Below are 12305 nucleotides of genomic sequence, written 5' to 3' on the forward strand. Positions count from 1 at the left end.
CTCGGCGACTTCTATCGGACCCTCCTCGCCAACGGCAAACCCAAGCGCCTCGCCATCGCCGCCCTCATGCGTAAGATCATCACCATCGCCAACGCACGCATCCGCGATGCCCTCCCACCACACCAACAACTGACTTGATGACGAACAGGTTGGGGCTGCCGGGGGACCCTGAATGATCCCCCGAACCAAGTCCTTACGCCTCGACTGCCGCTTCGGCGCGGGCGTTGATGCGGCTGGTGGCGAGCTGCGAGAGCTTTTCGTCGGTCGCCTTTTCCTCGTCGAGCGTTTCTTGGAACAGCGCGGCGCTCTGGGTGCGGCCGAGCTGCCTGGCCCAGGTGACGAGCGTGCCGTAGCGCGCGATCTCGTAATGCTCGACCGCCTGCGCGGCGGCGGTCAGCGCGGCGTCGAGCACCGCCTTGTCGCCGACTTCGCCGGCGACTTCGTTGGCTTCCTTGATGATGCCGTCGATCGCCGGGCAAGTCGCGCCCTTGGGCTGCAGGCCCTCGAGTTCGAACACGCGGCGCAGGCGCTCGATCTGCCCCTCGGTCTCGCGCAGATGCTGTTCGAAACCCTGACGCAGCTGCGTATCGGTCGCCTTCTCGATCATCTTCGGCAGCGCCTTGGTGATCTGCTGCTCGGCGTAATAGACGTCCTCGAGCTGGTGGATGTACAGATCCTCGAAGGTCGCGATGTCCTTGCTGAACAGGCCCATGAGTGTTCTCCGTGTCGATGGTGGATGTCGCGGGGCTCAACGAGCGGCGATGCGCGCGGGTTGCGGCGAAAGGGCTTGATGCAGATCAGGCGAACAGCGGCGCGAAGCCGATTGCCCGTGACGAAAACCCGGCCTAGCCTCGGGTCGACGCGGGTGGAGTAGAATCGGTGGCAGTACGGCGTTCGGTGGCGTTCCTGGCGATGACCGCCATGCTGGCAGGGTGCGGTGGCGGTGGTGGCGGATCGTCGGGCGGCGCGACCGGATCGACGCCGACGCCGGGGGTGACGCCGACCCCCACCGCGGTCGCCGGCTGCAGCTTGCGCGAGCGGCAGGACTGGGTCGCGGCGCAGCTGCGCGAATGGTATCTGTTCCCCGACACGCTGCCCGCCAGCCTCGATCCGACGCCGTACAGCAGCGCCGACAGCTATCTAGACGCGCTCACCGCGACCGCGCGGTCGCAGAACAAGGATCGCTATTTCACCTATCTGACCTCGATCGCGCAGGAGAACGCTTACTACAGCTCGGGGTCGAGCGCGGGGTTCGGCTGGCGGCTGGGGCTCGACAGCAGCGGCCGGCTGTACGTCACCGAATCGTTCGAGAATGCGCCGGCGCTGACCGCGGGCGTCGATCGCGGTGCGGAGATTCTGGCGATCGGCACGACCAGCAGCAATTTGCAGACGGTGAGCAGCCTGTACAATGCCGGCGGCAACGCGCTGAGCGATTCGCTGGGGCCGAACACGTCGGGCACCACGCGGGTCTTCCAGATCCGCGATGCGGCGGGCACGCGGACGGTGTCGGTGACCAAGAACGACTTCACGCTGACCCCGGTCTCCAGCCGTTACGGCACGCAGATCATCACCGATGCCGGCCAGCGCTATGGCTATGTCAACCTGCGCACCTTCATCGACACCGCCGATCCCGCGCTGCGCGACGCCTTCGCCCGGTTCAAGGCGGCGGGCATCACCAACATCGTCGTCGACCTGCGCTACAACGGCGGCGGGCTGGTGCGCACCGCCGAGCTGATGAGCAATCTGCTCGGCGGCAACCGGTCGACGTCGGAGGTGCAGAGCTACACGACCTATCGCAGCGAGAAATCGGCGAACAACGAGACGACCTTCTTCACGCCGCAGGCGCAATCGGTCGCGGCGACGCGCATCGCCTTCATCGGCACCGGCGGGACCGCGTCGGCGAGCGAATATGTCATCAACGCCTTCATCCCCTATCTGCACGCCAACGCCGGGCTGATCGGCACCAACACTTATGGCAAGCCGGTCGGCCAGATCGCGCTCGACAAGGCGGCGTGCGACGACCGGCTGCGCGTCATCGCCTTCGCGCTGCAGAATGCGGCGCGGCAGGGTGCCTATTACAACGGCCTCGCCAATACGGTGGAGGCGAGCTGCCGCGCGGCGGACGATCTGTCCTATCCGCTCGGCGATCCGCGCGAGGCGTCGACGCGCTCGGCGCTCGACTTCCTGCAGGGCAAGAGCTGCACGCGGATCGGCGCCACCGCGAGTGCCGATGGTGCCGCGAGCACGCAAAGCCAGGCCGCGAAGGTGGCACGCGAAGAGACGATGACCGCGTTGCAGCCATCGCCCACCGGCATGTCGACGGCGCAGCGCGAGGTGCCGGGGCTGTTCTGACCGGCTCGCCGCGGTCGACGCGTGATGACCGGAGTCGGTCCGGCTCACCGCGGTTCGCCTGTGCGCGGATCGTCCGGGTCTCACCTGTGCTTCGACAGACCCGGCACGAACGGGGTGTTCGACGTCATCCCGTGCTAGGCGCCATACATGCTCCATGATCCGCTGTTCCTCATCGTCGCCGCGGCGGCGGTGATCCTCGTCGGGCTCGCCAAGGGCGGGCTGTCGGGGCTGGGTGCGCTCGGCACGCCGCTGCTCGCGCTCGCCGTCTCGCCCGTCGTCGCGGCGGCGATCCTGCTTCCCATCCTGCTCGTCCAGGATGCGGTGAGCGTGTGGGCGTTCCGGCGGACGTGGGACGGCTGGGTGATCGGCTGGATGCTGCCCGGCGCGCTGATCGGCATCGCCGGCGGCTGGGCGTTCGCGGCGGTGCTGCCGGCGCCGGCGGTGATGGCGATGCTGGGCGCGATCACGCTGACGTTCGGGCTGTGGCGGCTGTGGATCGAGCGCGGCGGGCGGATCGTCGCGGCCTCCACCTCGCCCGGCTGGGTCGGCAGCCTGGTCGGCGTCGGCATGGGCTTCGCCAGCCAGATCGCGCATGCCGGCGGGCCGCCGTTCCAGATGTGGGTGGCGCCGCGCAAGCTGCCGCACGAGCGCTTCGTCGGCACCGGCGCGATCCTGTTCGCCATCGTCAACTGGGCGAAGGTGCCGGCCTATCTGGCGCTCGGCGCCTTCGATCGCGCCACGCTGACCGCGTCGGCGGCGCTGCTGCCGCTGGCGATCCTCTCGACGCTGGCGGGGGTGTGGATCATCCGGCGGATGAGCCCGCAGCGCTTCTACGTCGTCGTCTATACGCTGATGGTGCTGCTCGGTGCGAAGCTGGTGTGGGACGGCGTGACGATTTGGCTGTAGGGCGGCGGCGTAATGAGACGAGGACCGACGGATGCAGGATGACGACAGCTTCGTGTACGACGAGGCAAGCGGCGAGTGGATCAGCGCCGCCGACGCCGCGGCGGCGGGCGTGGACGGCGACGGCGCGGTCGAGGTGCGCGACGCGGTCGGTAACCTGCTCGCCGATGGCGACCAGGTGACGCTCATCAAGGACCTGACCGTCAAGGGCGCCGGGCAGACGCTGAAGCGCGGCACGCTCATCAAGAGCATCCGGCTGACCGGCGACGCGCAGGAGATCGACTGCAAGTTCGACGGCATCAAGGGACTGGTGCTGCGCGCCGAATTCGTGCGCAAGCGCTGACGTGAGCGTGGCGGCGATCGACCCGAGCTGGCGCGCGGCGCTCGATCCGGTGCTGGCCGGCGAGCCGATGGCGCGGCTGCACGACTTTCTCGTCGCGGAAAAGGCGGCGGGGAAGACAGTGCTGCCCCATTCGCGCGACTGGTTCCGGGCGCTGGAGCTGACGCCGCTCGACGCGGTGCGGATCGTCATCCTCGGGCAGGACCCCTATCACGGGCCGGGGCAGGCGCATGGTCTCAGCTTCTCGGTGCGCCCCGGCGTCGCGGTGCCGCCGTCGCTGCGCAACATCTACAAGGAGCTGCACGACGATTGCGGCATCGCGCCCGCCGGCCACGGCCATCTGGAGCATTGGGCGCGCCAGGGGGTGCTGCTGCTCAACAGCGTACTGACCGTTGAACAGGGCCGCGCCGCCTCGCATGCGGCACGCGGGTGGGAGGCGTTCACCGACGCGGTCGTCCATGCCGTCGCCGACCGGCCGGAGCCCAGCGTGTTCCTGCTGTGGGGCGCGCATGCGCAGAAGAAGGCGGGGTTCGTCCGCGACGTGCAGGCGGGCGGCCACCATCTGGTACTGCGCGCGCCGCATCCCTCGCCGCTGTCCGCGCATAAGGGCTGGTTCGGCAGCCGGCCGTTCAGCCAAGCGAACGCGTTTCTGGCGGCACATGGCCGGGGAACGATCGACTGGACATTGCCGGCGGCGGTGTGATCGTCTGTAGTGAGCCGTCTTGCGACGGCTCACCGTTCAGAGATCTGGGGCCAACTGCAACCCGGCAGATCACCCACCTCGTTTTCGGAGAGGTGTAGCCGTTCAGAGATCGGGGACCAACCGCAACATGCCGTCATTGCTGACTCGATCTGCCGCACAGAAGCGGCGATCCATCATCTAACAACAGCAAGCGCAGTTTTCAATAATGACGGCATGGGCATGTTGACGTCATTGAAACATTGCCTTAGCGCTATGTAACCAGAGGCGTCTTGGAAGAGACGCCTCTGGCCTTGAGGCAGTCGCCCACCTCGTGCGTTGCTACGCGAGATGGCCAATAGGGACCCTCCTTCTTCGGGTCAACGCGTGTGGCTGGCGTTGACCGTCTGGAAGGAAAACAATGACCAAGCCCATCGGTACGACCGCACGCACCGGCGAAACCTGCCCCGAGTTCGGCGTGTGGAAGCCGGCAAACGGTTCGACCACTGCTCCGATCGCCAAGGGCAATCGGATGCCGCCCTATAACGGCAGTGCGACGATCTGGACGTTGATGCGATACGCATAACGTCGACGAAATCGGGGCCGGCGGAGTAATTCGCCGGCCCTTCGATCGTCCATGCGATGATCGATTTTGAATCCTTAACCGCGTTGGTGATCGCTTTTGTACGCCAATGAATGGTTTTCGATCTACATGGCGTTGAATGACGGTGTTTCGAACAAGCCGGGCAGCATGTCGGCCTGTTCGTTGGCTTCGCGCTGGATGATGATACGCACCGCGTCTTCCATCGCGGTGATTTCGGCGTCGGTCAGTTCACCAAATTCGTCGCGCTTGCGGTTCGCCAGTCGTCCGCCATTCTGCATGCACAATTTGACGAACAGCGAGGCGCGACGATCGGGCATGTCGACGATCGCGTCGATCGCGTCGATCGCGGCATCGAAGATCGACACGAACTGCAATTCGTCGCGCAGGTCCTTGTGCACCGTATCGATGACCCGGTCGTGCAGATATTCGGCGAACAACGTGGCATCGAAATAGCGGTAGAGATCGGCGGTATCGTTGCCGACGGCGATCGTCTGGTCGCCATTCCACTGCCAGTCGATATGCTTGAGCAATGGCGTCGAGAAGGATTCGAGCACCTCGTCATAGGAGCGCTGGTCGCGGGCGATTGCGGCGGACACCGGAAAGATCACGCCGGACGGGCTGAAACCAGTGCGCGCCAGCACATGATGCATCAGGAACCGATGGATGCGGCCGTTACCGTCCTCGAACGGATGGATGAAGACGAAGGCGAAGGCGATCACCGCGGCGGCGACGACGGGATCGAGGTCGTCGATCAACCGGTCGATCGACGTGCTCCAGCCGCGCATCAGCGATCCGACGTCCTCGGGGCGGGGGCAGATGAAGTGCACCTCTTCGCGGAAACCGGCGGTCGTCGATCCGACGAAATTCTGGAAATCGCGATAGTCGTCCGCGGCATAGCGCGGATCGACGATCTGGTTCTGCAACGCGAGGATCGCGGCCTTGCGCTGCGGATCGAACCGGTCGGCCGACCGCAGCGCGGCGACGAACCGGCCCGCCTTGCCCGGCGTCGGGGTTTCGCCCTCGATCGCGAAGGAGGACCGGGTTTCCTTGGTGTAGAGGTAACTGATCGCGCGCGCGAGCGTGGCGGGATCGTAGCGGTCGAGCAGGCGCCGCGCCTCCGCATCGACGTGCGCCCCGCGCAATTCCTCCAGCCGCTGGGTACGGCGGACGGTGGGGCAGAAATCGCGTCCGCCGAGCAGATTGTCGACGACCCGGTGGCGCGGCGAATTGCGCCGCGCGGCGACGATGTGACGGTTCGGATCGAGCGCGTCGACGTAGGGACCGCCCCGCACGTCGTCGAGGTCGAGGCGTTCGCCGGTGAAGGTTTCATACAGGAACCAGGCGCGCCGGCTGAAACTGCCGGTCGGTTCGTCCTGCACCCACAGGCGGATGGGGTCGGGGCCCAGCACCTTGAAGGCGGCGACCAATATGCGCAGATCGGCCGGTTCGTGGCGCAGCGCGAAACGCAGGTGCGCGCGCAGGTCCGACGGATCGTTCAGATAAGAGCGACCGTAATATTCAACCGTCCGGGTGCCGTAGACCTCGGTCCGGCGTGCGCCGGACACGACATAGCTTTCGACATACGGCCGCGGCACGCGCAGGCCCAGCGTCTGCCGCAGCCAGAGGTGGCCGATCGCCTGTCGGTCATCGTGAGAAAGGGCGTCGGCCATGCAAAAACCGTTACCACGGTTTAAAAACGTTTACCAACGCCCTCTCTTTTCAAAAAACGGTCATTCCGCCGCCGGCAGGTAAACCTCTCCACCCTTCTCCCGGAAGCGTTCGCTCATCTCCGCCATGCCGGCTTCGGCATCCGCAACGCTGCCCTTGCCGCTGGCGAACAGCGCGCGGTCGGCATCCGCGGCGTCGGCGGCGATGAACGTGTCCGCCGACTGGTTCTGCTTGGCCGCGAATTCGCGGACCTCGGCGGTGATCTTCATCGAGCAGAATTTGGGACCGCACATCGAGCAGAAGTGGGCGGTCTTGGCGCCTTCGGCGGGGAGCGTCTGGTCGTGATAGTCCTCGGCGGTTTCGGGGTCCAACGACAGGTTGAACTGGTCGCGCCAGCGGAAGTCGAAGCGGGCGCGGCTGAGCGCGTCGTCGCGCATCTGCGCGGCGGGGTGGCCCTTGGCGAGGTCGGCGGCGTGGGCGGCGAGCTTGTAGGTGACCACGCCGACCTTGACGTCGTCGCGGTCGGGGAGGCCGAGGTGCTCCTTGGGAGTGACGTAGCAGAGCATCGCGGTGCCGTACCAGCCGATCATCGCAGCGCCGATGCCGCTGGTGATATGGTCGTAGCCGGGCGCGATGTCGGTGGTGAGCGGCCCCAATGTGTAGAAGGGGGCTTCGCCGCAGACCTCGAGCTGCTTTTCCATGTTCTGCTTGATCTTGTGCATCGGCACGTGGCCGGGCCCTTCGATCATGACCTGCACGTCCTGCGCCCAGGCGCGGTGGGTGAGTTCGCCCAAGGTGTAGAGCTCGCTGAACTGCGCCTCGTCGTTGGCGTCGGCGATGCTGCCGGGGCGCAGGCCGTCGCCGAGGCTGTAGGCGATGTCATAGGCCTTCATGATCTCGGTGATCTCGTCGAAGCGTTCGTAAAGGAACGATTCCTTGTGATGCGCGAGGCACCATTTCGCCATGATCGAGCCGCCGCGCGACACGATGCCGGTGACGCGCTTGGCGGTCATCGGGATGTAGGGCAGGCGGACGCCGGCATGGATGGTGAAATAGTCGACGCCCTGTTCGGCCTGTTCGATCAGCGTGTCGCGGAACACCTCCCACGTCAGGTCCTCGGCGATGCCGCCGACCTTTTCGAGCGCCTGATAGATGGGGACGGTGCCGATCGGCACGGGGCTGTTGCGCAGGATCCATTCGCGGGTGTCGTGGATGTTGCGGCCCGTCGACAGGTCCATGACCGTGTCGGCGCCCCAGCGGATCGACCAGACGAGCTTGTCGACCTCTGCCGCGACGTTGCTGGCGACCGCGCTGTTGCCGATGTTGGCGTTGATCTTCACCAGGAAGTTGCGGCCGATCGCCATCGGTTCGGATTCGGGATGGTTGACGTTGTTGGGGATGATCGCGCGGCCGCGGGCGACCTCGTCACGGACGAATTCCGGCGTCACGAAGTCGGGGATGGCGGCGCCGAAGCTCTCGCCGTCGCGGGCATAGTCGCGCAGCCGTTCGCGGCCGAGATTCTCGCGCGTGGCGACATATTCCATCTCGGGCGTGACGATGCCGCGGCGGGCGTAGTGCATCTGGCTGACGTTGGCGCCGGCCTTCGCGCGCAGGGGGCGGCGGACGGTGTTGGGGAATTGCGGCACGCCGCCCGAGCGGTCGGGGCCGAGCTGGCCGTTGTCCTCGGGGCGGATTTCGCGGGCGTCGTAGCTCTCGACGTCGCCGCGGGCCATGATCCAGTCGCGGCGCAGCTGTGGCAGGCCGGCCATGATGTCGATGCGGGCATTGGGATCGGTATAGGGGCCGGACGTGTCGTAGACGCGCAAGGGGGGCTCGCCCGAGGACGGGTCGAGGTGGATCTCGCGCATCGCGACGTTGAGCGGGCCGACGTGGACTTTCTTCGAGCCGCGGATGGGACCGGTGGTGACGCCGATTTCGGTGCGGGCGGGGATGTCGGCCATGGCAAGCTCTCCAATGCGCGGAGAGCGGGCACGGATTTCGGATGAAAACCGCTCCCTCCCTCCGCCGGTGTCAACCGGATCAGGTTCAGCGGGTCGCGACCTCGTGGCCGCCTCTCAAGCGCCGTCGCAGCGCTCCCCCGGGGATGCGTCGGGTTGTACGCGGTTCATCAGGATGCGCCAACCTAATTCCTCGACCAGCAGAGCAGAGGGGGCGCGTTACCCCGCTGCCCAACACCCTTCGTCACCCCGGACTTGTTCCGGGGTCCACTGTTCCGCGAGCGTGAAGGCAGAGCCTCTTGTCCGGCGCGTGCGGCCCGGTCGACCCCGGAACAAGTCCGGGGTGACGGGGAGTTGGGGCGAAGGGGGGCTCCCCCGCGAGGTCAGCCGCTCGCGGCGCTCGTCCGGATGTTGCCGTTGATGCCCGAGGGGAAGAAGCCGCCGGAGCCGACCGCGGCCTTGTTGAGGTAGACGACGTTGAGCACCTGGCCGGTCGAGCGGCTGTAGACGATGCCGTTGGTGTCGGTCGGCACGATGTTGGCCGTCGTCGCGTCGCCGATGCCCTGGTCGATGTCGGTGCCGCCGTCGAGCGTGTCGCGCGCGTCGGAGATCAGGCGCGCGTTGGTCAGGATCGTGTTGGCGTCGATGCCCTTGCGGTAGAGGACCGAGCGGATGAGGCCGGCATGATAGCTTTCGGCGGCGAGGATGCCGGCGGCGGCCTCGATATAGGTCTTGTTGCCGAGGACGGGGGCGGCGCCCTTGTAGGCGGAGACGCCGACATCCTCGAACAGATAGGCGCCGAGCAGGAAGCTGACGTCGTCGGCATAGGGGTTGAACGTGCCGCTGGGCCCGACGACGCCGGCGGCGCGCGCGGCGGCGGTGAAGGCGCCGGTCGCGTCGCCGGCGATGTTGATCGCCGGCATCGCCACCGCCGCGCTGCCGAGCACGGTGCGCAGGAAGGTGACGTGCTGTGCCTCGTCCAGCGCGATCTCGCGCGCATATTGCGCGACGAGCGGATCGGAGAAGGGCACCTGCGCGCCGCCGGTCACGGTGCCGGCGGTGCCGACGCCGGTGGTGAGCCCGGCGGCGAGCGCCTGGCCGAAGGCGGCGAAGCTGTAGAATTGCGCCTCGAGATATTCGAGGTTGAGCGCGAAGTTGAGCACGTCGCCGTCGGCGGCGATCGAGGTCGCGGTGGCCGACGGCGTCGGGGTCGGCGTCGCGGTGCCGTTGTCGCCGCCGCAGGCGGCGAGCAGCGACAGCGTACCGGCCGAGGCGGCGGCGCCACCGGCATAGCGGAGGAAATTGCGGCGTTCGGCGCGGCGGGCGGCGATCGCGTCGAGGACGGTGTCGGTAGGCAGGTCGGTCATCGGGTCAAATCCCCAGGATATCGGTCAAAACGCGCGGGCGGCGAGGGATCAGGAGGCGGTCGCCGCCTTGATCGTGCCGTTGAGGCCGGCGGGGAAGAACCCACCCGCGCTCGCCGCGGCGGCGTTGAGATAGACGATGTTGAGCACCTGATTGGGGCTGCGGCTGTAGGCGAGGCCGTTGGCGTCGGCGGGGAGGATGTTCGACACCGGGAAGGTGGTGGTGTCGGTCGTCTGGTTGGGCTTGGTCGTCGTCGTCGCGGTGATGCCCTGGTCGATCTCGGTCCCGCCATCCAGGCTGTCGCGCGCGTCGGAAATGCCCTGCACCTGCGTGATGAGGGCCGATCCGGCGACGATGCCCTTGCGGTACAATTCGCCACGGATCGTCGCGGCGTGATAGGCCTCGACCGACAGGATGCCCGCCGCCGCCTCGATATAGGTCTTGGTCAGCAGCGGTGCCGCGCCCTTGTAGGCAGTGACGCCGACGTCCTCGAAGATGAAGGCGCCGAGCAGGAACGCCTCGTCGTTGGCGTAAGGGTTGAACGTCTGGCCGGCGGTAATGATCTTGGCGGCGACCGCGGCGGCGGAGAAGGCGCTGGAGGCACCGACCGAGATGTCGATCGCCGGCTGCGCGACCGCGCTGGTCGTGCCGAGCGCGTTGCGCAGGAAGGCGACGTGCGCGACCTCGTCCGCGGCGATCTCGCGCGCGTAGCGGGCGATCACGGGATCGCTGAACGGCACCGCGCCGGCGCCGGTGGCACGCACCGCGCCCTGCGTCCCCGTGCCGGTCTGCAGATTGGCGGCGATGCCGGTGCCGGTGGTGGCATAGGCGTAGAATTGCGCCTCGAGATATTCGAGGTTGAGCGCGAAGTTGAGGATGTCCGCGTCGGTATAGGTGGTGGTCTGCGCCTCCGCTGCCGAGGCGAGGCCGAGCGCGCCGGCGCCGGCCGCGGTCACCGCCGCGGCGCCGAGTGCGGACTTGAAGAAGTCGCGGCGTTGCTCGCGGCGCCGGACGCGGGCGTCGAGCGCCGCGGTCATGGTGGCGCTGTCGATGTCGATGCTGGCGGTCATTACTCGGGTTCTCCCCATCGCGCGGGCGGCGACGAACCGCCCCTGATGGCCTGCAGCCGTTCCGCATCCCGCCCGATGCGTCAACCCCGTGTGCGCCGGAAATCGGCCGGCCGGAGCGGCGCGGGCGGGCGAACGCGGGGAAAAAAACCTCCCCCGGCCGACCGCGGTAAGGCGGTGGCCAGGGGAGGTTGGGGTTGCCGGCCCGCAAGGGGGGCGCACGGGCCGGCAAGGGGAAGGGGGTTAGCCGAGCCCGACGGTGAAGGCCGGGTTGGGGTTGTTCGTCCCCGCCGGGAAGAAGCCGCCGCTGGTGCGGTTCGCGCCGGTCGCGTTGAGGTAGACGATGTTGTGCACCTGCTGCGTCGTGCGGCTGTAGGCAAGGCCGTTGACGTCGGTCGGCACGATGTTCGACACGCCGGTCGCTAGCACGCCGATGTTGGTACCGCCGATGCCCTGATCGTCGTCGCCCGCGCTCGCGGTGCTGCCGTCCGGCGAGGCGCTGCCCGCGGTCGGCGTGGTGCCGCCCGCCAGCGAGCCCGTCGCGGTGCCGTCGGCGGCATCGCGCAGGTTCGAGATCTGCTGCGCCTGGGTGATGATGTCGCGGTTGGTGACACCGCGGGTGTAGAGGATCGTGCGGACGAGACCCGCATGATAGGCCTCCGCCGCAAGGATGCCGGCCGCGGCGTCGAGGTACATCGACGAGATGACCGGCGATGCGCCCTTGTATGCGGTGACCCCGACGTCTTCGAAGATATAGGCGGCGAGCAGGAAATTGGTCGGGTTCAGATAGGGATCGAACGTCGCGGTCGCCCCCGAGATGATCCCGGCCGCGCGTGCCGCCGCCGAGAAGGCGCCGTCCGCGGTGCCCGAGATGTTGATCGCCGGCTGTGCCACCACCGCCGTGCCGAGTGCGGCACGCAGGAAGTTGACGTGGGCGATCTCGTCATAGGCGATCTCGCGCGCGTACTGGCCGATCAGCGGATCGCCGCTGAAATCGACCGCGCGCGGGAAGCCCGCACCCGATCCGGTGACCACCGCGCCCTGCGTGCCCGTACCGGTCAGCTGCGCGGCGGTGAGGCCGACGCCGAAGGCGGCATAGCTGTAGAACTGCGCCTCGAGATATTCGAGGTTGAGCGCGAAGTTGAGCACCGCGACGTCGGTGCTGACCGCCGCGGGGGTCGGCGTCGGCGTCGGGAACGGCGTCGACATCGCATTGTCGTCGTCACCGCAGGCGGCTAGCAGCGTCAGGCCACCAACCGCGGCGGCGCCGCCGACGGCGGTCTTCATGAACGCCCGGCGCGCGTTGCGGCGGGCAGTCGTCTTCTCGACGATGTCGAGAACCGAAATTTCGTTGATCATCTCTGGTCCC

The 12305-nt window shown here is 67.5% G+C and carries 11 protein-coding genes, 1 pseudogene and 1 riboswitch; of the genes and pseudogenes, 6 read left to right on the forward strand and 6 right to left on the reverse strand.

Going from position 1 to position 12305, the window contains the following annotated elements; genetic code table 11:
• Positions 1–138: pseudogene (locus tag M9979_RS14210) on the forward strand (IS110 family transposase); the annotation flags it as partial.
• A gap of 55 nt (positions 139–193) precedes the next feature.
• Here the strand turns inward: M9979_RS14210 and M9979_RS14215 are convergent.
• On the reverse strand, positions 194–712 hold the full coding sequence (locus M9979_RS14215) for a YciE/YciF ferroxidase family protein (protein ID WP_254290021.1): 519 nt from the start codon (positions 710–712) through the stop codon (positions 194–196).
• A 200-nt stretch (positions 713–912) separates the two neighbouring features.
• On the opposite strand from M9979_RS14215, the gene M9979_RS14220 reads away from it, so the two are divergent.
• The 5 genes from M9979_RS14220 (at position 913) to M9979_RS14240 (ending at position 4860) form a co-directional block, all read left to right on the forward strand.
• Complete coding sequence (locus M9979_RS14220; protein WP_254290073.1) at positions 913–2352, forward strand: S41 family peptidase; 1440 nt, start codon at positions 913–915, stop codon at positions 2350–2352.
• 147 nt (positions 2353–2499) lie between these two features.
• A complete protein-coding gene (locus M9979_RS14225; protein ID WP_254290022.1) occupies positions 2500–3258 on the forward strand; it encodes a sulfite exporter TauE/SafE family protein in 759 nt (252 codons plus the stop codon).
• A gap of 31 nt (positions 3259–3289) precedes the next feature.
• Positions 3290–3598 carry an alkylphosphonate utilization protein gene (locus tag M9979_RS14230; RefSeq protein ID WP_254290023.1) on the forward strand — a complete coding sequence of 103 codons (309 nt, stop codon included), beginning with the start codon at positions 3290–3292 and terminating at the stop codon, positions 3596–3598.
• 1 nt (position 3599) lies between these two features.
• Positions 3600–4298: a uracil-DNA glycosylase gene (gene ung / locus M9979_RS14235; protein ID WP_422922182.1), complete on the forward strand. Its 699-nt coding sequence runs from the start codon at positions 3600–3602 to the stop codon at positions 4296–4298.
• 397 nt (positions 4299–4695) lie between these two features.
• Positions 4696–4860: a hypothetical protein gene (locus tag M9979_RS14240; RefSeq protein WP_254290024.1), complete on the forward strand. Its 165-nt coding sequence runs from the start codon at positions 4696–4698 to the stop codon at positions 4858–4860.
• 122 nt (positions 4861–4982) lie between these two features.
• Here M9979_RS14240 and M9979_RS14245 read toward each other — a convergent pair whose 3' ends face one another.
• The 5 genes from M9979_RS14245 to M9979_RS14265 form a co-directional block, all read right to left on the reverse strand.
• A complete protein-coding gene (locus tag M9979_RS14245; RefSeq protein WP_254290025.1) occupies positions 4983–6548 on the reverse strand; it encodes a Fic family protein in 1566 nt (521 codons plus the stop codon).
• A 60-nt stretch (positions 6549–6608) separates the two neighbouring features.
• Positions 6609–8507, reverse strand: a complete 1899-nt coding sequence (gene thiC / locus M9979_RS14250; protein WP_254290026.1) for a phosphomethylpyrimidine synthase ThiC — start codon at positions 8505–8507, stop codon at positions 6609–6611.
• Between the two features lie 39 nt (positions 8508–8546).
• A riboswitch (TPP riboswitch) is annotated at positions 8547–8656 on the reverse strand.
• Between the two features lie 231 nt (positions 8657–8887).
• The gene (locus M9979_RS14255; RefSeq protein WP_254290027.1) at positions 8888–9871 is read right to left on the reverse strand and encodes a ferritin-like domain-containing protein; all 984 of its coding nucleotides are present in this window, start codon (positions 9869–9871) and stop codon (positions 8888–8890) included.
• 48 nt (positions 9872–9919) lie between these two features.
• Positions 9920–10939 (reverse strand): ferritin-like domain-containing protein, encoded by a 1020-nt coding sequence (locus M9979_RS14260; protein ID WP_254290028.1) that lies wholly within the window; start codon positions 10937–10939, stop codon positions 9920–9922.
• 240 nt (positions 10940–11179) lie between these two features.
• On the reverse strand, positions 11180–12295 hold the full coding sequence (locus M9979_RS14265; protein ID WP_254290029.1) for a ferritin-like domain-containing protein: 1116 nt from the start codon (positions 12293–12295) through the stop codon (positions 11180–11182).
• Positions 12296–12305 lie beyond the last annotated feature (10 nt).

The organism is Sphingomonas liriopis (assembly GCF_024211255.1).
Classification (GTDB): Bacteria; Pseudomonadota; Alphaproteobacteria; order Sphingomonadales; family Sphingomonadaceae; genus Sphingomonas; species Sphingomonas liriopis.

Excerpts from the sequence above, each read along its gene's own strand:
- M9979_RS14215 (WP_254290021.1), bottom strand. The coding sequence starts at position 712 with ATGGGCCTGTTCAGCAAGGACATCGCGACCTTCGAGGATCTGTACATC.
- M9979_RS14220 (WP_254290073.1), top strand. The coding sequence starts at position 913 with ATGACCGCCATGCTGGCAGGGTGCGGTGGCGGTGGTGGCGGATCGTCG.
- M9979_RS14225 (WP_254290022.1), top strand. The coding sequence starts at position 2,500 with ATGCTCCATGATCCGCTGTTCCTCATCGTCGCCGCGGCGGCGGTGATC.
- M9979_RS14230 (WP_254290023.1), top strand. The coding sequence starts at position 3,290 with ATGCAGGATGACGACAGCTTCGTGTACGACGAGGCAAGCGGCGAGTGG.
- M9979_RS14240 (WP_254290024.1), top strand. The coding sequence starts at position 4,696 with ATGACCAAGCCCATCGGTACGACCGCACGCACCGGCGAAACCTGCCCC.
- M9979_RS14245 (WP_254290025.1), bottom strand. The coding sequence starts at position 6,548 with ATGGCCGACGCCCTTTCTCACGATGACCGACAGGCGATCGGCCACCTC.
- thiC (WP_254290026.1), bottom strand. The coding sequence starts at position 8,507 with ATGGCCGACATCCCCGCCCGCACCGAAATCGGCGTCACCACCGGTCCC.
- M9979_RS14255 (WP_254290027.1), bottom strand. The coding sequence starts at position 9,871 with ATGACCGACCTGCCTACCGACACCGTCCTCGACGCGATCGCCGCCCGC.
- M9979_RS14260 (WP_254290028.1), bottom strand. The coding sequence starts at position 10,939 with ATGACCGCCAGCATCGACATCGACAGCGCCACCATGACCGCGGCGCTC.
- M9979_RS14265 (WP_254290029.1), bottom strand. The coding sequence starts at position 12,295 with ATGATCAACGAAATTTCGGTTCTCGACATCGTCGAGAAGACGACTGCC.